Consider the following 23,591-nt stretch of genomic DNA (forward strand, 5'->3'; position numbering starts at 1 on the left):
GGTCTCACGCAGATCGCCGTCCGGCGTGAGATCGAAGAGCGCGAAGGGGGAGTCGGGCACCCAGAGAGAGTATCGCGGGCCGCCCACCTGCGGACGGCGACTTCGGTGTGTCCGATCGGTCGGCAGCCGACTCCCGGGTTCGGCGTCCGGCTCGAGCCGAGCGGGTTCAGCCCACCTGCACGAGTCGGCGCTGCCATCCGGTCGACCCGTCGGGCGCGATGGGCGCGCGTTCCTCGACCTGCAGGTTGCCGTCGCGGTCCGTCGCCCGCACGGTCACGTTGTGGGTGCCGCTCGTCGCCTCCCACTCGAGGAACCACTGCACCCAGGTGTCGGCGTTGACCGGGTTCGAGAGGGTCGCGAGCTGCCAGTCGGCGTCGTCGATCTGCACCTCGACCCGCTCGATGCCGACGGTCTGCGCCCAGGCGACACCGGCGATCACGGTCGTCCCAGGTCGGACGGCCTTGTCGAGACGAGGGGTGTCGATGCGCGACGAGAGCTTGATCGGCGCCTTCGCGCTGTAGCCGCGCGGGGTCCAGTACGCCTCCTCCGCGTCGAAGCGCGTGACCTTCAGCTCGGTCACCCACTTCGTCGCCGAGACGTAGCCGTAGAGGCCGGGCACGACCATCCGCACCGGGAAGCCGTGCTCGAGCGGCAGCGGCTCGCCGTTCATGGCGACCGCGAGGATCGCGTCGAGTCCGGCGTCGGTGAGCGAACCGAGCGGTGTCGACGCGGTGAACCCGTCGACGCTCCGGGACAGCACCATGTCGGCGTCGGCTCCAGGGCGCGCCAGGGCCAGCACGTCGCGCACGGGCACGCCCAGCCACTTCGCCGTGCCGAGCAGGTCGCCGCCGACCTCGTTCGAGACGCAGGTCAGCGTGATCGAGTATTCGTCGAGGCCCATGGCCACGAGGTCGTCGAAGGTGAGCTCCACGCGCTCGCCGACCATGCCGTCGACCACGAGCCGCCAGGTCGCCGGGTCGACCGAGGGCACGGTCAGCGCGGTATCGACCCGGTAGAAGTCGGCGTTCGGCGTGTACAACGGCGTGATGCCGGGGATGTCGAGCTCGGCGCCATCCGGAATCATCACCGTCGAGTTCGGCGCGGGCAGCCTCAGCGCCTTGCGAACGGCGGCGATCGAGCTCGTCGCGGCGCCGGCCACGCGCGAGCCGACGCCGACCACGAGTGCGGATGCCGCTGCCAGCCCCGCGAGCACGAAGAACCCGCGACGGTCGACGGATGCCGCGGCGCGGCCGCCCTTCGCGCGCTCGCCGGGGTCTTCGGTCGCCGTCACGGGCGCCGGTGCAGGCTTCGGTGCAGGGGCCGGGATCCCCGTCTCCGGGGCAGCAGGCGCCCACGCCGCCTCCGCGGTGGCGGCCGCCTGCGCGGCCTTCGCCTTCGCCGCGGCGGACGTGGCCGATGCGTGGCGCGCGGCAGCCGCAGCGCGGTCGTCGCGCCACGCGCGCAGCCGGAAGACGAGCAGATGCAGCACGACGATGCCCGCCGCGGTGCCGACGACGGGAGGAAGCCAGGCGAACGCGGTCGCGCCCGTGCGGGTGACGATGGCGGCGAACGAGAGCGCGCCGGCGAGGCCGAGTGCGACCACGCCGAGGGGCGGGCGCACGAACTGCAGCACGCCCGTGACGGCGGCGGCGACGAGCACCGCGAGGCCGAGGCCGCCGAGGAGCGCGAGCTTGTCGTTCGCGCCGAACACCTCGATGGCGAGCTCCTTCGCCCATCGCGGCACGATGTCGATGACGAACGACCCGACCGCGAGGATCGGGCTGCCGTCGCGCGCGACGAGGAACGAGACGAGTTCGGCGGCGGCGAGGAACACCCCGGCGCTGATGACGCCGGCGAGCGAGGCGAGCGACCACCAGCGCAGCCGCGCCCGCACGGGTGAAGCCGGAGACCTGAAGTCCGTGCCGGAGCGGTCGTGGCCGCCCGATCGCCCTGCGTCGTGCTCCATGTCGCGCCTCCGTTCGCGGCGCGGAGTCGTCCGCCCGTCACCGGTGGTTCGGCACGGGCGGCGAGCCGGATTGGCCGCTCGTCGCCGGCGACGATCGGCGCAGGCTTCGAGTTCGCTGTGCTCGCGTTGCGCAATAGGTAAGGCAAACCTAAGATGAACGGAGAACCCATTCCGAGGAGAGGCTGGTCCATGGTCAGCAGGATGCGACCGAGCACGCCGCCGGCGGCACGCGTGCTCATGGCCGGCGACACGGGCGACGTCGCGGCGATCCGATCCCGGCTCGCCGACTGCGATCCGAACGCGACCGGCCTGGTCTTCATCGAGGCGTTCAACGCCGTGCAGATCGTGCCCATCGAGGCGCCGACCGGCATCGGCGTGCACTGGGTGTTCCGCGAGCGCCCGCAGGGAACGGTCGCCCCGCGCGGTCAGTCGCTCGTCGCGGCCGTCGATGCCTGGCTCGACGAGTGGATGCGCCCCGAGGGTGGCGTCGAGATCTCGATCTGGCTCGGCGCGCGTTCGTCAGACGTGGTCGCCACGTTCGCGAGCCGCCTCGACCGCGAGCTCGCCGCGATCTGATCTTCGACGGGCGGTTCAGCCCTCGGCCGGGATCGCCGCGATCGCGCTCACCTCGACGACGAACGCGGGGTTCGCGAACCCGGCGACCTGGATGACCTGCACGGTCGTCGCGTGCCGCCCCCAGACCTCGGCCGACGCCTGGTAGCCCTCGGTCGCGTCGGCACCGGCCACGAGCGTGATCGTGAGCGACACCACGTTGGTCTGGTCGGCACCCGCCTCGGCGAGCACGGCGAGCAGGTTCTGCATGGCGCGACGGGTCTGCGGCCCGAGGCCGCCCTCGACGACGACGCCTTCGGCATCGACGCCGTTCTGCCCTCCGACGTAGAGGGTGTGGTGCGCCCCGGTGACGAGCACACCCTGGCTGAAGGCCGGGCTGCGGTGCAGCGACGGCGGGTTGAGGTGCGTGATCTCCATGCGTCCGGTCTACGCCCGCCCACCGACATCCGGACTAGACATCCGGAACTCAGCCGGTGATGCTCCAGTAGGTCACGTCGCCGCCCGGGTGCATCTCGGTGATCGCGTAGTCGACCGAGCGGTCCCACGTGGCATCCGTGTGGCCGGCGTAGAGCACGTCGATCGAGCCGTCGTCGTTCGTCACGACCGCCGTGACGATGCCGGTGTGATCGCGGTCGCCCGAGTCGTCCCAGTCGAACTGCACGATGTCGCCGACCTTCACCTGGTCGCGCTGGTCGTCGGTGAGCATGGTCGCGAGATCCGGGCGCGACTCGAGGTACTCCATGAACGCGGTCGAGCTGCGCCAGGCGGCCGAGCTCGAATAGGCGTCGCCCACGGCGTACCACCAGTCCTCGTCTTCGACCCAGCCCCGGGCGATGAGCGACTGGCTCGCGAAGTCCATGCAGTCGTTCTCGTCGATGAAGCCGTACTCGTCGCTCCAGGTGCTGTCCCAGTTGTCCTGCACGTACTGCATCTGTTCCGAGACGGCGGGGTCGAGCGAGGCCCAGTCGAGCTGCAGGCCCGAATCGGGTGCGGCCGAGGCATCCGCCTGCGCCGCCGACTCCTGCACCTCGACCGAGTCGTGCGCCGTCTCGTCGGGCGACGCGGTGCCCTGCGTCGCCGATGCCCAGCCGATGGCGACGAAGCCGCATCCGACCGCGAGCACGGTCACGACGGCTGCCACGGCCAGCATGCGGCGTCGCCGGTACATGCGGCGGCGGTCGGCATCGGTCATCTCGTCGGCGCCCGAAAGCTCGGCGGGCTCGGCATCGGCAGGGAACGCTGTGGGCTCATCGGGGCGGGTCATCCATTCGACCGTATGCATCGAGCCTGTGCATCCCCTCTGCCTGCGGTAGGAATCCGCCCGCAGGCGGCCGCGACGGGGCGACGGATGCCGCAGCCGCACGTCGCGGCTGCGGCATCCGTCCCGTCGGTGCCCGGCGGGGTCAGCGCTCGGTGACCGTGCCGGCCTTGATGTGCAGGCGGCGCTCGGCTCGCTTGGCCACCGCGGAGTCGTGCGTGACGACGATGAGCGTGAGCCCGCGGTCGCGGTGCAGGCCCTCGAGGATCTCGAGGATCTCGTCGCGGGTCTCCTCGTCGAGCGCGCCCGTCGGCTCGTCGGCGAGGAGCACGTCCGGCTCCTTCACGAGCGCGCGGGCGATCGCGACGCGCTGCTGCTGGCCGCCGGAGAGCTCGCTCGGCAGGTGACCGCCGCGGTCGGCGAGCCCGACCGACGCGAGCGCCTCCGCGGCCCGCTTCGCACGCTGGTCGCCGGAGACGCCGAGCGGTTCGAGCGCGGTCTCGACGTTCTCCTGGGCGGTGAGCGTCGGGATGAGGTTGAAGTTCTGGAAGACGAACCCGACCTCCTTCGCGCGGATCTTCGCGAGCCTGCCGTCTGGCATCTTCGAGATGTCGTCGTCGCCGATGGTGATCGTGCCCGAGGTGGGCCGGTCGAGCCCGCCGAGCATCTGCAGCAGGGTCGACTTGCCACCGCCGGTCGGCCCCTGGATGGCGACGTGCTGTCCCGACCTGATGTGCAGGTCGACGTTCTTGAGGGCGTGCACCGTTCGGTTGCCCTGCTGGTAGGTCTTCGTGAGTTTCGTGAGCGTGTACATGGTGTCCTTCGATGCGATTCGGTTCGAGAGCCCGCGAGCGAGCGGATGCCGGTGCGCCGGCGTCAGCCGACGCTGCGCAGCGCCTCGGCGGGGCGCAGCCGTGAAGCGCGCCATCCGCCGATCGCGCCGGCGAGCAGGCCGCCGAGGATCGCGATGCCCACGGCGATGGCGATGACCGAGACCGTGATGGGCGCGTTCAGCGCGACCTCGGTCGTGGCCGCGGCCGTCTGGCCCATGGGGCCGCCGAACGAGCGACCGCCGCCTGCGGATGCCGCGTCGCCGCCGGCCGAGCCGCCGCCGGGACCCGCGGCCATGTCGAAGCCGCCGCTCGAGGCGCTGCCCGAGAGGGTCGGGGCGATGACGTTGATCACGACGATGCCGATGAGCCCGATCGCGATGCCGAGCGCACCGCCGATGAGGCCCTGCACGAGCGACTCGCCGGCGACCTGGCCGGTGATGCGGCGGTTCGACCAGCCGATCGCCTTCAGGGTGCCGAACTCGCGGGTGCGTCGGGTGACGCCCGAGATCGTGAACAGGATCGCGATGAGGAACGCGGCCACGAGCACGGCGAGCGAGAGCCAGAGCCCGAGGTTCGAGACGAGGTCGGAGGCCGTGCTGAGCGAACCCGAGACGCTCGAGGCGAGGTCCTCCTGCGTCGACACGGTCGCGTCGGGCAGCGCGGCCTCGATGTCGGCCTGCACCTGGGCGATGTCGGTCGACGATGCGGCCTGCACGTAGATGTTCGAGAGCATGCCGTCCTCACCCGACAGCGTCTGGGCGACGTCGAGCGGGATGTACACGTTCGACGCGCTCGCCGAGTCGGCGGCGTTCGAGGTCACGGTGCCGACGATCTCGAAGTCGGTGCCGCCGATGTTCAGCGTGTCGCCCACGGCGAGCTCGGCGCTCGTCGCGTAGTCGGCATCGAGCACGGCGACGTACGCGCCGATGTCGTCGGTGTCGAGCGTGCGGCCCTCGGCGAGGGAGACCGCCGAGAGCGGGCCGATGGCGTCGGCCGACGGGTCGAGGCCGAGCACGCTGAACGAGTCGACGTCGAACGCGCTGCCGCCGGCACCGTCCGAGCCGCCCTGCGGGGGAGCGGCCTGCTGGTCGGCGCTCGGACCGGTGCCGCCGTCGGTGCCCTGCTGCTGGCTGAAGTCGGGCATCTCTCCGTTGAACGTCGTGTTCGTGAGCGAGAGCGTGCCCGAGGCCGCCGCCACGTTGTCGACGCCGAGCACGGTGTCGAGGGCGCTCGCATCGAACGTGCTCGAACCGAAGCCGGCCATCAGGCGGGACTGGCTGATCTCGGTCGTGCCGTCGGTGGTGGTGCCGTCGCCCGAGCCGAACTCGAAGCGCGGGCCGCCGCCCTCGCCCTCGGTGGGTGCGGTCGGGGTCTGGGTGACCGTGATGTCGGTGCCGACGCCGTAGACCGACTCGAGCACGGAGGCCTGGGCGGCCTTCACCCCCGAAGCGACGGAGTTGACGATGATGACGAGTGCGATCGCGAGCGCCATCCCGATGGCGATGATCGCCGTCTGTCTGCGGCGGCCGGCGAGCTCTCGCCGGAGGTACGTGAAGAACATGGGAATCCTCGGGGGTCTGGGCGAACGCACCGGGCGGGGCGCCGAGCACGACGGTAGGGACGGGCGCTTTGCCCGCCCTTGCCGGTGGCTATGAATCGGCCATGACCCTCGGTCGCCGGGTCCGGTCCTGTTCGCCGTACGGCGAGCGCGAGGCATCCGCACAAGAGGTTCATAGGAAACGCATAGTGCGACGCGGATACTGGAGTCATGACGACCGCTGCAACGCATCGCGCCCCCCAGATCGCCAAGGGCGACGGATCCATGGTCCGCGTGCTCGTGGTCGACGACGAGCACTCGCTCACCGACCTGCTGAAGATGGCCCTGCGCTACGAGGGGTGGGACGTGCGCACCGCAGCCGACGGCCTCAGCGCGGTGAAGGTCGCCCGGGAGTTCCGCCCCGACGCGATCGTGCTCGACATCATGCTGCCCGACATCGACGGGCTCGAGGTGCTCCAGCGGGTGCGTGCCGACGGCACCGAGACGCCCGTGCTGTTCCTCACCGCGAAGGACTCGCTCGACGACCGCATCGCCGGCCTCACCGCAGGCGGCGACGACTACGTCACCAAGCCGTTCAGCCTCGAAGAGGTCGTCGCGCGACTGCGCGGACTCATCCGTCGCTCGTCGCTGACGCTGGCCAACGCGAAGGACCCGGTGCTCGTGGTCGGCGACCTCAGCCTCGACGAGGACAGCTACGAGGTGGAGCGCGACGGCACCCCGATCGAGCTCACGGCGACCGAGTTCGAACTGCTGCGCTTCCTGATGCGCAACCCGCGCCGCGTGCTCAGCAAGGCGCAGATCCTCGACCGGGTGTGGTCGTACGACTTCGGCGGCAAGGAATCGGTCGTCGAGCTCTACATCTCCTACCTGCGCAAGAAGATCGACGCGGGGCGCGAGCCCATGATCCACACCGTGCGCGGTGCGGGCTACATGATCAAGGCCGCCGGATGACGAAGCCAGGCGACCCCGGCCACGCCGCCGCCGCGCGGGCCGACGCCGAGCAGGCGAGCACTTCGGGGCTCGCGTTGCTCGACCGCGAGGCTGGCACGGGCGGCGAATCCCGGCAGTCACGCGCCGTGGGCGCCCGGGCATCGTGGACGCTGCGCCGCCGACTGCTCGCCCTCGTGGCGGGCCTGCTCATCGCGATGAGCGCCGTCATCGGCGTCGCGACGGTCGCGCTCTTCCACGCGTCGAGCGTCGAACGCCTCGACTCGAGCCTGCGCGCCGCGGCAGAACGGGCGGGCGGTGCGACCGGGCCGAACGTCCCGAACAATCCCGGCCTGGCGGTGCGCGAGTTCCTCAGCGTGCCCGGCCAGCCCGACGGCACGCTCGGGGCGGTCTTCGTCGGCGACCAGTCCGACGCCGCCTACATCGCGCAGGGGGAGTTCCAGCCCGCGGGTCCGGCCGCGACGGCAGCGCTGGGCGAGGTGCCGATCGACCGCCAGGTGCACACCGTCACGGCCGGCGACCTGGGCGACTACCGTTCGCTCGCGGTCGAGACCGCTCCCGACATGCGCATCGTGCTGGCGCTGCCGCTCGACGCCGTCACGGCGCAGACGACCCAGCTCGCGATCACCGTCGCAGTCGTCGCCATCGGCGGACTGCTGCTCGCGCTCGCCGTGGGCCCGTTCGTGGTGCGGCGTGCGCTCGAGCCGCTCGAGCGCGTGACCGAGACCGCCCGTGCCGTCTCGGAGCGCCCCCTCGACCGGGGCGACGTCGACCTGACCGAACGCGTGCCCGTCGACGACGAGCGCACCGAGGTCGGCCGGCTCGGCACCGCCTTCAACCGCATGCTCGGGCACGTGGCTTCCGCGCTGACCGCGCGCGAGCACAGCGAGCGAAAGGTGCGACGGTTCGTCGCCGACGCCTCGCACGAACTGCGCACCCCGCTCGCATCGATCCGCGGCTACGCCGAGCTCACGCGCCTGCACGGCGGCGACCTGCCGCCCGACGTGACGCACGCGATCTCGCGCATCGAGGCGGAGTCGGTGCGCATGACCGAACTCGTCGAGGACCTGCTGCTGCTCGCCCGGCTCGACGAGGGCCGCGAGCTCGGCGCCCTGCCCGTCGATCTCGGGCGCATGCTCGGCGAGGCCGTCGGCGACGCCCAGGCAGCAGGGCCCGATCACGACTGGGAGGTGCGGGCCACGGATGCCTACACCACCGTCGTCGGCGATGAACCACGCCTGCGCCAGGTCGTCACGAACCTGCTCGCCAACGCCCGGGTGCACACGCCGGACGGCACGCACGTGGTGGCTTCGCTCGAGCGAGAGTGCGACGAGGTGGTGCTTCGCGTGAGCGACGACGGGCCCGGCGTGCCGCCCGAACTGATCGGGTCGCTGTTCGAGCGCTTCGCCCGCGGCGATTCCTCGCGCTCGCGCCGCGCCGGCAGCACCGGACTCGGGCTCGCGATCGTGCGTGCGGTGGTCGAGGCGCACGACGGCGAGGTCGACGTCGAGAGCGAGCCCGGTTCCACGGTGTTCACCGTTCGCCTGCCCGCAGCCCCGCCCGCCTCGCCGGTCGAGTAGCGCGAAGCGCGTATCGCCGGTCGAGTAGCGCGAAGTGCGTGTCGAGGCCGGCGCCCCTCGACCGGTGCACCGACGACGAAGGCCCGCCCTCCGGATGGAGGGCGGGCCTTCGTGCGGACCCGTGCGACCGGGGTCATGCCTCGGCGATGCGCCGGAGCAACTCGGAGAAGCTCCGGAGCTCGGCCTCGGGGTACCCGGCCAGCACGTCGCGGAGGCGCTGCTGGTTGGCTTCGCGCACCCGGCTGACCCGCTCGATCGCGAGTTCGGTCGCGACGAGCACCCGCACCCGGCCGTCGCGCTCGTCGGCCCTGGTCTCGACCAGGCCGAGCTCCTCGAGCGCCCGCACCTGTCGGCTGACGACGGACTTGTCCATCTCGAACGTCTCGGCCAGCACGTGCGCGTTCGTGGTGCCGAGGCGCACGATCGTCGAGAGGAGCTTGTACGCCGCGGGCTGCAGGTCGGGGTGGATCTGCTGCGCGGCCTCCTTCCAGACGAGCCGCACCCGGCTGAAGAGCATGCTCACCTGCTGCTCGACTTCGGCGATGGCCTCGTCGGTGGCGGTAGCAGGGGCTGCTGCGCTGGCCTCGGTCACGGTGGTCATGTTATCGGGCGGTCGTGTTCTCGGCCGTGTCGGAGCCGGCCCGCGACGGGCGGTCGCCCGAGCCGGCGGTCGCCTTCGACGGCGCGTCTGCCGCGGCATCCGCCTCGACGAGCTGGATCGACGAGGTCACCGGAGCACCGATCTCGGCTTCGGCCAGGTCGATCGCGACCTGCTCGAACTCCTCCTTCAGGCTCTCGGCCGCGGTCTTCGTCGAGAGCGCCTTGTTCGGCAGGAACGCGATCGCGAGCACGCTGAGCACCGCGAGCGGCACGGCGACCCAGAAGACATCGGCGATGCCGTTGCCGTAGGCGTTCTCGATGATCACGCGGACGCTCTCGGGCAGCTGCGAGACGTGGGGGATGCCGCCGCCGGCGAGGCCCTTCAGCGCGTCGATCTCCTCAGGGGAGGTGGGCGTGAAGTTCTTCAGGCCCGACGTGATGTGCGTCGTGACCTGCGTGGCCAGCAGCGAGCCCATGATGGTCACGCCGATGGTGCCCGCGATCGTGCGGAAGAAGTTCACGTTCGAGCTGGCGGCCCCGAGCTGCGAGGCCGGGGTGTCGTTCTGCACGACGAGCGTGAGGTTCTGCATGACCATGCCGAGGCCCGCGCCGAGCACGACCATGTAGACGCTGACGAGGCCGTAGTCGGTGTCGTAGTGGAGCGTGGTCATGAGGTAGGCGCCGGCGACGACGAGCACGGAGCCGAGCACCATGAAGCGCTTCCACTTGCCGAACTTGCTGATGAGTGCGCCGATCAGGATCGAGGCGCCCATCTGGCCGACGATCATGGGGATCGTCATGAGGCCCGACTCGGTCGGGGTCGCGCCACGGGCGAGCTGGAAGTACTGGGCGAGGAACACGCTGGTCGCGAACATCGAGACGCCGATCGCGACGGACGCGATGACGGCGAGCGTGAACGTGCGGTTCTTGAAGAGCGTCATCGGGACGATGGGTTCTGCCACGAAGAACTCGGTGACGATGAAGCCGATGATGGCCGCAGCGGACACGCCGATCGTGACGAAGCTGGTCATGGAGTCCCACTCGAACTCGCTGCCGCCGAGGGAGACCCAGATCAGCAGGAGCGAGACGCCGACCGTGAGCAGCGCGATGCCGACGTAGTCGATCTTCACGGCGCGCTTCGGCATCGGGGGCAGGTGCAGGGTGAGCTGGATGACGATGAGCGCGATGATCGCGAGCGGCACCGGCAGGAAGAAGTTGGCGCGCCAACCCCACGCGTCGGTGATGACGCCGCCGAGCAGCGGGCCGCCGATGGTCGCGACGGCCATGATGCCGCCGACGAAGCCCATGTACTTGCCGCGCTCGCGCGGCGAGATGATGACCGCGATGAGGATCATGACGAGCGACATGAGGCCGCCCGCGCCGAGGCCCTGGATCACGCGCACGGCGATGAGGGTCGTGGTGTCCTGCGCGAAGCCGGCGATCGCCGTGCCGACGACGAACAGGCCGATCGCCGAGATGAGCAGCACCTTGCGGTTCACCAGGTCGGCGAGCTTGCCCCAGATCGGGGTCGAGACGGCCATGGCGAGCAGGCTCGCGGTGATGACCCAGGTGTAGGCGGTCTGGTCGCCGCCGAGGTCGGCGATGATGAGCGGCATCGAGGTCGAGACGACCGTGCCGGAGATGACGGCGACGAACATCGCCACGACGAGGCCGGAGATCGCGACGATCACCTCGCGCGGGGTGCGTTGCGCCGGCGCGGCCGGCATGCTGCCGGTCGTGGGCTTGTCTGCCACAGAAGTCACGTGTGTTTCCTTACGTCTTGCACGTCTTGCGTATTCACAAGGTTGATATAGAGCAACTATATATAAATGGTTGCATTGAGTCAACTTTGGACCTCGGTCAACTATTCCCACGTGGGTCGATTCGATGGGCGGATGTCGCGGGCGGGCGCCTGCGGCCTCGATTTGGCCGCGCATGCGACATCCGGTAATGTGGTCCGAAGCCGAAGACCGCTGGTTGTCGTGCCGCTCGGGTTCCACCCCGAAGAGCCGACCGAAGTCTTGCGAAAGCAAGGGCCCGCGCAGGTGTGACGAAGACTTTCCGATGCGAATCGGCCCAGGCTCCGCGCAACTGCGCCGGAGCCTTTTTGTTTGCTCGCAACACCTCGCCACCCAGTCGCGATCCGAAGCCGTGCATCGCCACCGTGATGCACGTTGAATACTCAAGGAGTGGCCATGGCGAACAAGGAAGCCTCGGTTGCCGAACTCACGAACCTGTTCGAGAGCTCTGCTGCCGTTCTGCTGACCGAATACCGCGGCCTGACGGTTGCACAGCTCAAGCAGCTGCGCAACAGCATCCGTCAGGACGCGAGCTACGCCGTGGTGAAGAACACGCTGACCAAGATCGCCGCGAACAACGCGGGGATCACGACGCTGGACGACGACCTCACCGGTCCGTCCGCCGTCGCCTTCGTGCACGGCGACTTCGTCGCCACCGCCAAGGCCGTTCGTGACTTCGCCAAGGCAAACCCGAATCTTGTGATCAAGGGCGGCGTCTTCGAGGGCAAGACCCTCAACGCCGACGAGGTCAACAAGTACGCCTCGCTCGAGAGCCGTGAGGTTCTGCTTGCGAAGGCAGCGGGAATGATGAAGGCGACGATGGGCAAGGCTGCCGCCACCATCGACGCGCTTCGCGAAAAGCTGGAGACCGCCGAGGCCGCGTAAGCGCCCGACGTTCTCGTTCTACAAACCCCATTTATTAGGAGATACATCATGGCGAAGCTCACCACCGAAGAGCTGCTCGAGCAGTTTGCCGGCCTGACGCTTGTCGAGCTCAGCGAGTTCGTGAAGGCGTTCGAGGAGAAGTTCGAAGTCACCGCTGCTGCTCCCGTCGCCGTTGCCGGCGGCGCTGGCGCTGCTGCTGAAGAGGTTGAGGAGAAGGACTCCTTCGACGTCATCCTCGAGGCTGCCGGCGACAAGAAGATCCAGGTCATCAAGACCGTCCGCGAGCTCACCTCGCTCGGCCTCGGCGAGGCCAAGGCCGTCGTCGACGGTGCTCCCAAGGCCGTGCTCGAGGGCGCGAACAAGGAGACCGCCGAGAAGGCCAAGGAGGCCCTCGAGGCTGCTGGCGCCACCGTCACCCTCAAGTAATCCCGTGCGCCGGTTCTCGGCGCTCGCGGCTTGAGGTGACCTGCGTCACCAAGCACACGGATGCCCCGTGGCTCGTCATGAGCCACGGGGCATCCGTCGTCTGCGGCGCCGTCGTCCGCGACCCCGTGTCTGGCCGGCGAATCGGTCGCGCGAACCCAATTGCATAGCTTGGCTATGTATACTCGGATGGTGACCTCAGAACTGCGCACCGTGCTCGGAGACCTCGTCTCCGTGAACAACCGACTCACCCGACTCGCGGCATCCGTCAGCGGCAATGCCGAATCGCCCGCGATCTGGCGCACGATCGTCGTGCTGCGCGACCTCGGCCCCATGCGGCTCGGCGAGCTCGCGCGGGTCAGCAGGGTGAGCCAGCCCACCATGACCAAGCTCGTGCACACGCTCGACGAGCGCGGATGGATCCGGCGCATCGCCGACGTCGACGACGCGCGAGCCTGGCTCATCTCGGCCGACCCGAAGGGCCTCGCCGCCCTCGCGGCCTGGCGCGACGAGATCACCGCGGCCCTCGAGCCCACGTTCGACGACCTCACCGACGACGAGCTGCAGACGCTCGCGGACTCGGTCGAGATCGTGCGCTCGCGGCTCGAGCGTGCGCGCGAGGCGCTCCGCGAGGGGAAGTCGGCATGAGCGCGCAGACCGGCACCGTTCCCGCCGTCGCGCCCACCCCGGCTCCGCCCGCCGCCTCGAAGCACGGCGGCCACGCGGCATCCGGCTCGATCCTGAAGCAGCCGAAGGCGGTCTGGGCCGTCGCGTTCGCGAGTGTCATCGCCTTCATGGGCATCGGCCTCGTCGACCCGATCCTGCCGGCGATCGCCGAGAGCCTGCAGGCGACGCCGACCGAGACCGAGATGCTCTTCACGAGCTACCTGCTCGTCACGGGGTTCGCGATGCTCGGCACGAGCTGGATCTCGAGCCGCATCGGCGCGAAGAAGACCCTGCTCATCGGGTTGGCCATCATCGTCGTGTTCGCGGCCGCGGCCGGCCTCGCGCAGGACGTCGAGTCGATCATCGGCTTCCGCGCCGGTTGGGGTCTCGGCAACGCGCTGTTCATCTCGACCGCGCTCGCGACGATCGTCGGCGCGGCCTCGGGCGGCACCGGCTCGGCGATCATCCTCTACGAGGCCGCCCTCGGACTCGGCATCGCCATCGGCCCGCTGCTCGGCGGCCTGCTCGGCCACCTCAGCTGGCGCGGCCCGTTCTTCGGCACGGCAGCGCTCATGGCGATCGGCTTCATCGCGATCCTCGTGCTGCTCAAGCGCGATCCGGATGCGGCCAAGCCCGAGCCGACGCGACTGTCGGCGCCGATCAGGGCGCTTCGCCGGCCGGCGCTCGCAGTGCTCGCCGCCGCGGCGCTGTTCTACAACATCGGCTTCTTCGTGCTGCTGGCGTACTCGCCGTTCCCGCTCGGCTTCGACGCGCTCGGCCTGGGCTTCACGTTCTTCGGCTGGGGCGTCGCCCTCGCGATCACCTCGGTCTTCGTCGCGCCACTGCTCACCGCACGGATGCCGCGCACCCGCGTGCTGTGGATCGCACTGCCCCTGCTGGCGGCCGTGCTCGCCGCGGCGGGCCTGTCGATCGAATCGCCGGCGTGGCTCGTGGTCTGGATCGTCGTCGGCGGGCTCGTGCTCGGTGTGCTGAACACCGTGCTCACCGAGTGCGTCATGGAGGCCACCGACCTGCAGCGCTCGGTCGCGTCGAGCGCGTACTCGTCGGTGCGGTTCCTCGGCGGTGCCGTCGCGCCGCCCGCCGCGGCCGAGCTCGCACGCCTCATCTCGCCCGAGGCGCCGTACTACGCCGCCGCCGGGTCGGTGGTCGTGGCCGCGCTCATCGTGGTGCTCGGCCACCGCGCGCTGCGTCGCGTCGACGGCGAGCCCGAGTCGGCGCAGGTCGAGGCCGAGGCGATCACCGTCGGCGACGCCGCCTGAGCGGCCCGCGCCGGTCGTCGCCGGCGCGGGCCGACGGCATCGCGGTCGTGTGCGCGTCAGTCGTGCTCGCTCCGCACCAGGAGTTCCAGCAGGCCGGCGTAGGTCCGGGGTCCGGGCACGCCGTCGATCGCACCCGTGTAGCCGCCGCGCTGCGCGATGCGCTGCAGGGCCTTCCACGTGTTCGGTCCGGGCACGCCGTCGATCGGCCCGGCGTAGCCCGCGCCCGTGAGCACCGTCTGCACGCCGCGCCAGGAGTTGGGGCCGAGCACGCCGTCGTACGGTCCGAAGTAGCCGCCGAGGCGTCCGAGCACCTGGAGGGCCGCGTTCGTGTCGTGGCCCGGGACGCCGTCGATGTGGCCCGCGTAGCCGAACCACGTCAGCACGGTCTGCACGCCCTTCCACGAGTTCGGCCCCATGACGCCGTCGTTCGGGCCGGTGTACCCGCCCTTCGCGGCGAGGCGCTGCAGTGCGTCCCAGGTCGCCGGGCCCGGCGTGCCGTCGAGATGGCCGGCGTACGCGTAGCCCTTCGCCACCTGTTGCAGGCCCTTCCAGGTGTTCGGGCCCGGAACGCCGTCGTTCGGGCCGGTGTACCCGCCGGCGTGGGCGATCCGCTGCAGGGTCGACCCGTCGGTCGCGGTGATGATGTCGGTGCCCGTGGCCATGATGCTCCCTCGATTCCCGCCCCGACCCGGGGCGTTCGCTGCGCACGATACGACCGGCGGGCGTTCGCCGCGTGAGGGTGCACCCTGAGACGTGCCGTGCGGCCGCCGGCCGGGATCAGCCGCCGGCGCGAGCCGTGCTGCCGCGCACGACCAGTCGCGTCGGCATGGGCGCGCCCGAGTCGGGCAGCGGATCGGCTGCGACGCCCGGATCGCCCCCGAGCATGCGCAGCGCGACCTCGACCGCGAGCCGCCCCTGATCCGACGGCGACTGCGCGATCGTCGTGAGGTCGAAGAGCTCGGAGTGCTCGTGGTCGTCGACGCCGATGACCGAGAGCTCCCGCGGGATCGACAACCCGAGCCGTTCGGCCGCGCGGATCACGCCGAAGGCCATCTCGTCGGATGCCGCGAACACCGCGGTCGGCCGGTGCGCGGGGTGCCCCAGCAGCTGGAGCGCCGCGGCGAACCCGCCCGGCATGCTCATCTCCGCCTCGACCAGCATCGTGCCGGAGTCGTCGTCGAGATCGTCGAGACCGTCGGCGCCGTCGACGACCTCGCCCGACCGCAGGGGCAGGCCCGCGGCATCCGTCGCATCGAGGAACCCGGCCGCGCGTTGCCCCTGCACGCTGTGCGGGAGTTCGGCGGCGCCCGTGCCGGCGAGATGCGCGATGCGCCTGTGGCCGAGGTGCATCAGGTGGGAGGCCGCGAGCACGCCGACCCCGAAGTCGTCGATCGACAGGCGCGCCGTCACCTCGCCGCTGCCGCCGATGCACACCACGGGCTTCTCGCGGCGTTCGAGCCCGCGGATCTCGCCCGAGGTCAGGTCGACGCCGATCACGATCACGGCGTCGACGCGCTTGCGGGCCAGGAAGAAGTCGAACACGCGCGAGCGTTCGGGCCCGGATCGCGGCAGGTTGTACAGCGTGAGGTCGTATCCCGCTGCGAGCAGCGTGCGCTCGATGCCGTCGAGCACGGTGCCGAAGAACCACCGGTTCACGAACGGGATCACCACGCCGATGTTCTTCGTGCGGCCCGTCACGAGGCTCGCGGCGTCGGGCGAGGCGATGTAGCCGATCTCGGATGCCGCGAGCTGCACCCTGCGACGCGTCTCGTCGGCGACGTGGCCGCGGCCCGACAGTGCACGCGACGCCGTGGCCTTCGAGACGCCTGCGAGGCGTGCGACGTCGCCGATCGCCGGCATGCGTGGCCCCCCTCCGTCGGGCTGCTCCGAGGCTGATCGTAGTGCGACCCGGTGTGAAAATGGAACCGATCCCAGTGGTTCGGTCCGTCGGAGCGAGAGAGCGTTCTCACGCTCCGTCCGCACGGAGACCCGCAGGGTTGTCGGATCGTGACCACGAAACGCTTGTGCGCTCGCTCCGCCGTCGCCTAGCGTTGCCGATGGAACCGGTTCCGGGTCCGCCCCTGCACCACATTCGCTACTCAACGAGGAGAAGACATGAGACTCAGAGGGCATCGCCGTTTGACGGCTTCGCTCGTGGCGGCCGCAGCACTCGGCCTCACGCTCACGGCCTGCACCGGTGACATCGCCGAAGAATCGGCCGGACCCGCCGACTGCGGCGACTACGAGGCGTACGGCACGTTCGACGGCGCCGAGGTCACCATCGCAGGCACCATCCTCGACCTCGAGGCCGATCGACTCAACGAGTCGTGGGCCGACTTCGAGGAGTGCACGGGCATCTCGATCGACTACCAGGGCTCGAGCGAGTTCGAGGCGCAGATCGCCGTGCTCGCCGAGGGCGGCAACGCCCCCGACATCGGCATCGTGCCCCAGCCGGGCCTGCTCGCCCGTCTCGCCGACGGCGGCTGGCTGATCCCCGCATCGCAGCCGGTCGAAGACAACGTCGACAAGTGGTGGTCCGAAGACTGGAAGAAGTACGGCACCTACGACGGCACCTTCTACGCCGCGCCGCTCATGGCGAGCATCAAGGGCTACGTCTGGTACTCGCCGACCGAGTTCCAGGACAAGGGCTACGAGATCCCCAAGACCCTCGACGAGCTGAAGACGCTGTCCGAGACCATCGCGGCCGAGGGCGACCACAAGCCCTGGTGCGTCGGCCTCGAGTCCGGTGACGCGACCGGCTGGCCGGGCACCGACTGGGTCGAGGACTTCGTGCTCCGCCAGGCCGGCGCCGACGTCTACGACCAGTGGGTCACGCACGAGATCCCGTTCAACGACCCGCAGATCGCCACGGCGTTCGACTCGGTCGGCGAGTACCTCAAGAGCGACGACATGGTTAACGGCGGCATCGGCGACGTGTCGACGCTCGTGACCGAGGCGTTCCAGACGGCCGGCCTGCCGATCGTCGACGGCGAGTGCTCGCTGCACCACCAGGCCTCGTTCTACGAGACCTTCTGGAACCCCGACGGCGGCGACGCGGTCAAGGTCGCGTCCGACGGCGACGTGTTCGGCTTCCTGCTGCCGCCGGTGAACGCCGACGACCCGCAGGCGGTCACGGGCGGTGGCGAGTTCCCGGTCGCCTTCCGCGACGCCGAAGAGGTCGAGGCCGTGCGCGCCTTCCTGTCGAGCGACACCTGGGCCAACAACCGCGTCAGCCTCGGCGGCGTGGTCAGCGCCAACACGGGTGTCGACCCCGAGAACGCGTCGAGCGAGCTGCTCGTGCAGTCCATCGAGATCCTCCAGGACCCCGAGACCACGTTCCGGTTCGACGGTTCCGACCTGATGCCCGGTGCCGTCGGCGCCGATTCCTTCTGGAAGGGCATCGTGGCCTGGGTCGGCGGAGAAGACACCAAGCAGGTGCTCGACACCATCGAGGCCAGCTGGCCGACCAGCTGATCCACCTCGTGTCGCGCCCGGGTTGACCCGGGTTTGCGGCAGAGTCGAGGGGTGGGGTTCCCAGAGCCCCACCCCTCGGCAACCCAGCTCAACGACGACTGCATTCAACGACGAATCCGGGAGGCGCGATGACCACGGCCGATCTGCTCGGCAAGATCCTGCAGGTGGTGATGGGGCTCGCCGTGTTCGCGGCGGTCGTCGGCCTCCTCATCTTCTTCATCGACAAGGCGCCCAAGAAGGGGCGCGACTACTGGCAGCTGGCCGGGTTCCTGGCGCCCGCGATGCTCTTCCTCGCGGTCGGACTGGTCTACCCCGCCATCCGCACGGGCGTCCTCGCGTTCCAGGACAAGGGCGGCGACTGGACCCTCGACAACTTCGTGTGGATGTTCACGCAGCCCGCGGCGATCCGCACCCTGATCAACACGGTCATCTGGGTGGCGCTCGCGCCGGTCGTCTCGACGGTGATCGGCCTCGCCTACGCGGTGTTCATCGACCGGTCCCGCGGTGAGAAGTTCTACAAGGTGATCCTGTTCATGCCGATCGCGATCTCGTTCGTCGGCGCGAGCGTCATCTGGCGGTTCGTCTACGAGTACCGCTCGGGCGACCGGGAGCAGATCGGCCTGTTGAACGCGATCGTCGTCGGCTTCGGCGGCGATCCGGTGCAATGGCTGCAGACCGACCCGATCAACACGATCCTGCTGATCGTCATCATGATCTGGGTCCAGACCGGGTTCGCGATGGTCCTGCTGAGCGCGGCGATCAAGGGCGTCCCGACCGAGCAGATCGAAGCCGCGCAGCTCGACGGCACCAACGCCTGGCAGCGCTTCATGAACGTGACCGTTCCGGGCATCCGCGGATCGCTCGTCGTCGTGTTCACGACCATCTCCATAGCCACGCTCAAGGTCTTCGACATCGTGAGAACGATGACCGCCGGAAACTTCAACACGAGCGTCGTCGCCAACGAGATGTACACCCAGGCGTTCCGGGCGAGCGAGGTCGGGCGAGGCTCGGCCCTCGCGCTGATCCTCTTCGTCATGGTGCTGCCGATCGTCATCTACAACGTCAACGTGCTTCGCAAGCAGAGGGAGATCCGATGAGCAGCGTCGCCCCTCCCGAGCTCCCCATCGACCGCGAGCTCGCCGACGGCGAGGCCGCCGAGATCGCCGAGCACGAGCCGGCCACCAAGGCGGGTCGGGTCAAGAAGCGCCTCACCTCGCGCACCGCGACGATCGCGTCGCTCATCATCGCCGTGCTCTGGACGATCCCGACGTTCGGCCTGCTCATCTCGTCGTTCCGGCCGGCCGAGCTGATCCGCACCACCGGCTGGTGGACCATCTTCCAGAACCCGGGCTTCACGCTCGAGAACTACCAGGACGTGCTCTTCTCGGCCTCGTCGTCGTCGCCGCAGCTCGGTGCGTACATCGTGAACTCGGTGGCGATCACCGTCGTCGCCACGCTGATCACGCTGGTGTTCGCGGCCATGGCCGCCTACGCGTTCGCGTGGATCAAGTTCAAGTGGGTGAACTGGCTGTTCATCTTCGTGTTCGCACTGCAGATCATCCCGCTCCAGATGTCGCTCGTGCCGCTGCTGCAGATCTTCTCGACCGTGCTGCGGCCGATGCAGGCGTGGCTGCACGACGTGGTCCCGATCATCCCCGAGCAGAACTACCTGCCGCTCTGGCTCGCGCACGCGATGTTCGGCCTGCCGCTCGCGATCTTCCTGCTGCACAACTTCATCTCCGACATCCCGGGCGACGTCATCGAAGCGGCTCGGGTCGACGGGGCCACGCACGGGCAGGTCTTCTTCCGCATCGTCCTGCCGCTCGCGACCCCGGCGCTCGCGTCGTTCGCGATCTTCCAGTTCATCTGGGTCTGGAACGACCTGCTCGTCGCGCTGATCTTCTCGGGCGGCACGCAAGACGTCGCGCCCATCACCCAACGATTGGCGGAGTTGGTCGGCACCAGGGGACAGGACTGGCAACTGCTGACCGCGGCCGCGTTCATCTCGATCATCATCCCGTTGATCGTGTTCTTCAGTCTGCAGCGGTACTTCGTGCGCGGGCTTCTCGCGGGGGCGACCAAGGGGTAGCGCGCTCTCACGGGCAGGGGGAGACGGATGCCGCGGGCGGGGGCTCGCGGCATCCGTTCGCCCGCTGCGGGGTCGCCGCACGCCCCCTCCCGGGTCGGCGTCCGGGTCCGAAGGCCGACGTAGGGTTGGCCCATGAGCATGCACCAGAGCCCGCCTGGATCGCAGACGGGCAAGTTCGGCAAGGCCCGCACGCGCATCTCGGGGGCCGACGAGTCGGCGCAGCGCGCCGAGAACGCCGAGGCGCCGAAGATCCCGAACCTGCTGGGTCGCATCGCCGAGCTGTTCCGACCGCACCGCGGGCAGCTGACGGTCGTGGTCGTGCTCGTGCTCGTGGGCGCAGGCCTCAGCGTGATCCCGCCGCTGCTCACCGAGCGCGCGTTCGACGAGGGACTGTTCCCGCCCGATCCGGCGAACGACGGCACCACGACCGGCCCGAACCTGCAGGTGCTCGCCTGGATCGTGGCCGCGATGATCGGCATCTACGTCGTGTCGTCGCTCCTCGCCGTCTGGCAGACGTGGATGACCGCGACGATCGGCAACAACGTGATGGGCGCGCTGCGGGTGCGCATGTTCACGCACCTGCAGTCGATGGAGCTGAGCTTCTTCACGCGCACGAAGACGGGCGTCATCCAGTCGCGCCTCCAGAACGACGTGGGCGGCGTCGCCTCGGTGCTCACGAACACCGTCTCGAGCGTGCTCGGCAACACGGTGACGGTGATCTCGGCATTCATCGCGATGCTGCTGCTGAACTGGCAGCTCACGATCGTCGCGCTGATCCTGATGCCGTTCATGGTCTACGCGCAGCGGCGCGTGGGCAAGGTTCGCGCGCGCATCGCGGGCGAGACGCAGGAGTCGCTGTCCGAGATGACGGCGATCACGCAGGAGACGCTGAGCGTCTCGGGCATCCTGCTGTCGAAGTCGTTCACCCGGCAGCAGAACGAGATCGACCGCTACGCCGACGAGAACCGCAACCAGGTCCGCCTGCAGGTGCGCCAGCAGATGACGGGCCAGTGGTTCTTCGCGATGGTGGGCATCTTCATGTCGTCGATCCCCGCGATCGTGTACCTCGCGTCGGGCCTGCTCATCTCGAACGGGGCGGCGGATGTCACGGCCGGCACGATCGTGGCCTTCACCACGGTGCAGGCGCGACTGCTGTTCCCGCTCATGGCGCTCATGCGGGTCTCGCTCGACCTGCAGACCTCGAGTGCGCTGTTCGCCCGCATCTTCGAGTACCTCGACCTGCGCCCCACCATCAGCGACGCGCCCGACGCGCGCGAGGTCGCGGGCGCGGCGGGCGCCGGCACCGACGCACGCGAGCCTTCGTCGGGCGGGCGCGACGCGGCATCCCGAACCGCGTTGGGTCGGGTGGAGTTCGAGAACGTGACGTTCCGGTATCCCGATGCGACCGAGGACTCGGCGCCGACGCTCGACGGGGTGAGCTTCGTGATCGAGCCGGGCCAGTTCGCCGCGTTCGTCGGGCCCTCGGGTGCGGGCAAGACGACCGTGTCGTACCTCGTGCCGCGGTTGTACGAGGCGACCGGCGGCGTGGTGCGCTTCGCGGGAGACGACGTGCGAGAGCTCCGGCAGGAGTCGTTGGTGCGCAACATCGGCATCGTGAGCCAGGAGACCTACCTGTTCCACGCCTCGATCGCCGAGAACCTGCGCTACGCGAAGCCCGACGCGACCGACGCCGAGCTCGAGGCGGCGGCCAGGGCCGCGAACATCCACGAGACGATCGCCTCGTTCGCCGACGGCTATGCGACCGTGGTGGGTGAGCGGGGCTACCGGCTCTCCGGCGGCGAGAAGCAGCGCATCGCCATCGCGCGCGTGCTGCTCAAGGATCCGCCCGTGCTCGTGCTCGACGAGGCCACGAGCGCCCTCGACACGATCTCGGAGCGGGTCGTGCAGCAGGCGCTCGACGACGCCGCGAGGGGTCGCACGACGATCGCGATCGCGCACCGGCTGTCGACGGTCGTCGCGGCCGACGTGATCTTCGTCGTCGTCGCCGGCCGCATCGTCGAGCAGGGCACGCATGCAGAGCTCGTCGCCGCAGAAGGCGTCTATGCGAGCCTCTCGCGGCAGCAGGAGCAGACCGCCCAGCTTCCGGGGCTGGCGCGATAGGCTCGGCATCACGGCCGGGGGGCGCCGATGAGGGCGAGGGGGATCCGATGAGCGATGTCAAGGGCACTGCACCGAAACTGCCGAAGAACGTGAACCGGAAGGTCATCGGGCTCGCCGCGGCCGGCGCCGTCGGCGGCTTCCTCTTCGGCTTCGACTCCTCGGTGGTCAACGGCGCGGTCGACGCGATCCAGGACGAGTTCGGGCTCTCGGCGGCGGTGACCGGCTTCGCGGTCGCGAGCGCGCTGCTCGGCTGCGCGATCGGCGCCGAGGTCGCCGGGCGCCTGGCCGACCGGTTCGGCCGCATCCCGGTGATGATCATCGGCGCCGTGCTCTTCCTCGTCTCGTCGATCGGTGCGGGCTTCGCGTTCGGCGTCGTCGACCTCATCGTCTGGCGGGTGCTCGGCGGCATGGGCATCGGCATCGCCTCGGTCGTGGCGCCGGCCTACATCGCCGAGATCTCGCCGAGTGCGATCCGCGGCAGGCTCGCCTCGCTGCAGCAGCTGGCGATCGTCTTCGGCATCTTCGCCGCGCTGCTCTCCGACGCGCTGTTCGCGGCGGCCGCAGGCGGCGCCGACCAGCCGTTCTGGTTCGGGCTCGAGGCGTGGCGGTGGATGTTCATCGCGTGCGCGGTGCCCTCGATCGTGTACGGCACGATCGCGCTGCTGCTGCCGGAGTCACCGCGCTACCTGGTCAAGGCGGGGCGCGACAAGCAGGCTGAAGAGGTGCTCGAGCGCATCGGCAACCCCGACCCGGCGAAGGCCGTCGCCGACATCACCGGATCGCTGCACCGAGACGAGGTCGCCGAGGCGCAGGGCACGCTCCGCGGCCCGGTGCTCGGACTCAAGGGCATCGTCTGGATCGGCATCCTGCTCTCGGTGTTCCAGCAGTTCGTCGGCATCAACGTGATCTTCTACTACTCGACGACCCTCTGGAAGGCCGTCGGCTTCGACGAGTCCGACTCGTTCACGATCAGCGTGCTCACGTCGGTGACGAACATCGTGGTCACGTTCATCGCGATCGCCCTCGTCGACAAGGTCGGCCGACGCCCGCTGCTGCTCATCGGCTCGACCGGCATGGCGGTCACGCTCGCGACGATGGCGATCGCGTTCGCGAATTCGGTCACCGTCGACGGCGAGGTGAGCCTGCCGGGCGCCTGGGGTCCGATCGCGCTCGTCGCCGCGAACCTGTTCGTGGTCGCGTTCGGCTTCTCGTGGGGGCCGCTGGTGTGGGTGCTGCTCGGCGAGATCTTCCCGAACAGCATCCGCGGCCGGGCGCTCGGCCTCGCGGCCGCGGCGCAGTGGATCGCGAACTTCCTCATCACGGTGTCGTTCCCGCCGATGTCCGAGTTCTCGCTGTTCTGGACCTACTCCATGTACGCCGCGTTCGCGGTGCTCTCGTTCATCTTCGTGCTCTGGAAGGTGCCCGAGACCAAGGGCATGGCGCTCGAGGACTCCGAGGCGGTCTTCGCGGCAGGCACGGCGAGAGACAAACGACGGCGCGCGAGTCAGACCGCCGCAGGGTAGGGTGTCTCTCGTGCT

At 69.7% G+C, this 23,591-nt stretch carries 21 protein-coding genes; 12 read left to right on the forward strand and 9 right to left on the reverse strand.

Annotation, left to right across the window (positions count from 1 at the left end):
• Nucleotides 1–166: 166 nt before the first annotated feature.
• Complete coding sequence (locus BM342_RS04195; RefSeq protein WP_092964219.1) at nt 167–1,966, reverse strand: molybdopterin-dependent oxidoreductase; 1,800 nt, start codon at nt 1,964–1,966, stop codon at nt 167–169.
• Nucleotides 1,967–2,155: 189 nt separating this feature from the next.
• Between BM342_RS04195 and BM342_RS04200 the strand changes: the two genes are divergently transcribed.
• Nucleotides 2,156–2,542 (forward strand): SIP domain-containing protein, encoded by a 387-nt coding sequence (locus BM342_RS04200; protein ID WP_177232052.1) that lies wholly within the window; start codon nt 2,156–2,158, stop codon nt 2,540–2,542.
• Nucleotides 2,543–2,557: 15 nt separating this feature from the next.
• Here the strand turns inward: BM342_RS04200 and BM342_RS04205 are convergent, their stop codons facing one another.
• From BM342_RS04205 to BM342_RS04220, 4 genes are all read right to left on the reverse strand, one after another.
• The gene (locus BM342_RS04205) at nt 2,558–2,956 is read right to left on the reverse strand and encodes a RidA family protein (protein ID WP_092964221.1); all 399 of its coding nucleotides are present in this window, start codon (nt 2,954–2,956) and stop codon (nt 2,558–2,560) included.
• A 49-nt stretch (nt 2,957–3,005) separates the two neighbouring features.
• Nucleotides 3,006–3,803, reverse strand: a complete 798-nt coding sequence (locus BM342_RS04210; RefSeq protein ID WP_177232053.1) for an amidase domain-containing protein — start codon at nt 3,801–3,803, stop codon at nt 3,006–3,008.
• Between the two features lie 139 nt (nt 3,804–3,942).
• Complete coding sequence (locus BM342_RS04215) at nt 3,943–4,611, reverse strand: ABC transporter ATP-binding protein (RefSeq protein WP_092966504.1); 669 nt, start codon at nt 4,609–4,611, stop codon at nt 3,943–3,945.
• A gap of 62 nt (nt 4,612–4,673) precedes the next feature.
• Nucleotides 4,674–6,191: an ABC transporter permease gene (locus tag BM342_RS04220; protein ID WP_092964223.1), complete on the reverse strand. Its 1,518-nt coding sequence runs from the start codon at nt 6,189–6,191 to the stop codon at nt 4,674–4,676.
• A gap of 207 nt (nt 6,192–6,398) precedes the next feature.
• Between BM342_RS04220 and BM342_RS04225 the strand changes: the two genes are divergently transcribed.
• Nucleotides 6,399–7,139: a response regulator transcription factor gene (locus tag BM342_RS04225; protein WP_092964224.1), complete on the forward strand. Its 741-nt coding sequence runs from the start codon at nt 6,399–6,401 to the stop codon at nt 7,137–7,139.
• A complete protein-coding gene (locus tag BM342_RS04230; RefSeq protein ID WP_092964225.1) occupies nt 7,136–8,716 on the forward strand; it encodes a sensor histidine kinase in 1,581 nt (526 codons plus the stop codon). Before BM342_RS04225 ends, BM342_RS04230 begins: the two co-directional genes overlap by 4 nt.
• A gap of 133 nt (nt 8,717–8,849) precedes the next feature.
• Here the strand turns inward: BM342_RS04230 and BM342_RS04235 are convergent, their stop codons facing one another.
• Together BM342_RS04235 and BM342_RS04240 are read right to left on the reverse strand one after the other, a co-directional pair.
• Nucleotides 8,850–9,308 carry a MarR family winged helix-turn-helix transcriptional regulator gene (locus BM342_RS04235; RefSeq protein WP_177232054.1) on the reverse strand — a complete coding sequence of 153 codons (459 nt, stop codon included), beginning with the start codon at nt 9,306–9,308 and terminating at the stop codon, nt 8,850–8,852.
• A 10-nt stretch (nt 9,309–9,318) separates the two neighbouring features.
• A complete protein-coding gene (locus BM342_RS04240) occupies nt 9,319–11,043 on the reverse strand; it encodes an MDR family MFS transporter (protein WP_092966506.1) in 1,725 nt (574 codons plus the stop codon).
• A gap of 468 nt (nt 11,044–11,511) precedes the next feature.
• Between BM342_RS04240 and rplJ the strand changes: the two genes are divergently transcribed.
• From rplJ to BM342_RS04260, 4 genes are all read left to right on the forward strand, one after another.
• The gene (gene rplJ, locus BM342_RS04245; RefSeq protein WP_092964227.1) at nt 11,512–12,000 is read left to right on the forward strand and encodes a 50S ribosomal protein L10; all 489 of its coding nucleotides are present in this window, start codon (nt 11,512–11,514) and stop codon (nt 11,998–12,000) included.
• Between the two features lie 48 nt (nt 12,001–12,048).
• Nucleotides 12,049–12,426 (forward strand): 50S ribosomal protein L7/L12, encoded by a 378-nt coding sequence (gene rplL, locus BM342_RS04250; protein ID WP_092964228.1) that lies wholly within the window; start codon nt 12,049–12,051, stop codon nt 12,424–12,426.
• Nucleotides 12,427–12,615: 189 nt separating this feature from the next.
• Entirely contained in the window at nt 12,616–13,071 is a 456-nt protein-coding gene (locus tag BM342_RS04255) for a MarR family winged helix-turn-helix transcriptional regulator (protein WP_369823104.1), read from the forward strand.
• Nucleotides 13,068–14,369: an MFS transporter gene (locus BM342_RS04260; RefSeq protein ID WP_092964230.1), complete on the forward strand. Its 1,302-nt coding sequence runs from the start codon at nt 13,068–13,070 to the stop codon at nt 14,367–14,369. Before BM342_RS04255 ends, BM342_RS04260 begins: the two co-directional genes overlap by 4 nt.
• Before the next feature lie 56 nt (nt 14,370–14,425).
• Here BM342_RS04260 and BM342_RS04265 read toward each other — a convergent pair whose 3' ends face one another.
• Nucleotides 14,426–15,031 carry a peptidoglycan-binding domain-containing protein gene (locus tag BM342_RS04265; RefSeq protein WP_092964231.1) on the reverse strand — a complete coding sequence of 202 codons (606 nt, stop codon included), beginning with the start codon at nt 15,029–15,031 and terminating at the stop codon, nt 14,426–14,428.
• A gap of 115 nt (nt 15,032–15,146) precedes the next feature.
• Entirely contained in the window at nt 15,147–16,229 is a 1,083-nt protein-coding gene (locus tag BM342_RS19405) for a LacI family DNA-binding transcriptional regulator (RefSeq protein ID WP_177232055.1), read from the reverse strand.
• Between the two features lie 255 nt (nt 16,230–16,484).
• On the opposite strand from BM342_RS19405, the gene BM342_RS04280 reads away from it, so the two are divergent.
• From BM342_RS04280 to BM342_RS04300, 5 genes are all read left to right on the forward strand, one after another.
• The gene (locus BM342_RS04280) at nt 16,485–17,843 is read left to right on the forward strand and encodes an ABC transporter substrate-binding protein (protein WP_092964233.1); all 1,359 of its coding nucleotides are present in this window, start codon (nt 16,485–16,487) and stop codon (nt 17,841–17,843) included.
• A 128-nt stretch (nt 17,844–17,971) separates the two neighbouring features.
• Nucleotides 17,972–18,940 carry a carbohydrate ABC transporter permease gene (locus BM342_RS04285; protein ID WP_092964234.1) on the forward strand — a complete coding sequence of 323 codons (969 nt, stop codon included), beginning with the start codon at nt 17,972–17,974 and terminating at the stop codon, nt 18,938–18,940.
• Nucleotides 18,937–19,932, forward strand: a complete 996-nt coding sequence (locus BM342_RS04290; RefSeq protein ID WP_092964235.1) for a carbohydrate ABC transporter permease — start codon at nt 18,937–18,939, stop codon at nt 19,930–19,932. Before BM342_RS04285 ends, BM342_RS04290 begins: the two co-directional genes overlap by 4 nt.
• A 132-nt stretch (nt 19,933–20,064) precedes the next feature.
• On the forward strand, nt 20,065–22,053 hold the full coding sequence (locus tag BM342_RS04295; protein WP_255368503.1) for an ABC transporter ATP-binding protein: 1,989 nt from the start codon (nt 20,065–20,067) through the stop codon (nt 22,051–22,053).
• A gap of 47 nt (nt 22,054–22,100) precedes the next feature.
• Nucleotides 22,101–23,576 (forward strand): sugar porter family MFS transporter, encoded by a 1,476-nt coding sequence (locus BM342_RS04300; protein WP_092964236.1) that lies wholly within the window; start codon nt 22,101–22,103, stop codon nt 23,574–23,576.
• Nucleotides 23,577–23,591 lie beyond the last annotated feature (15 nt).

Origin of the sequence: Agromyces sp. CF514 (assembly GCF_900113185.1) — a bacterium.
GTDB lineage: Bacteria > Actinomycetota > Actinomycetes > Actinomycetales > Microbacteriaceae > Agromyces.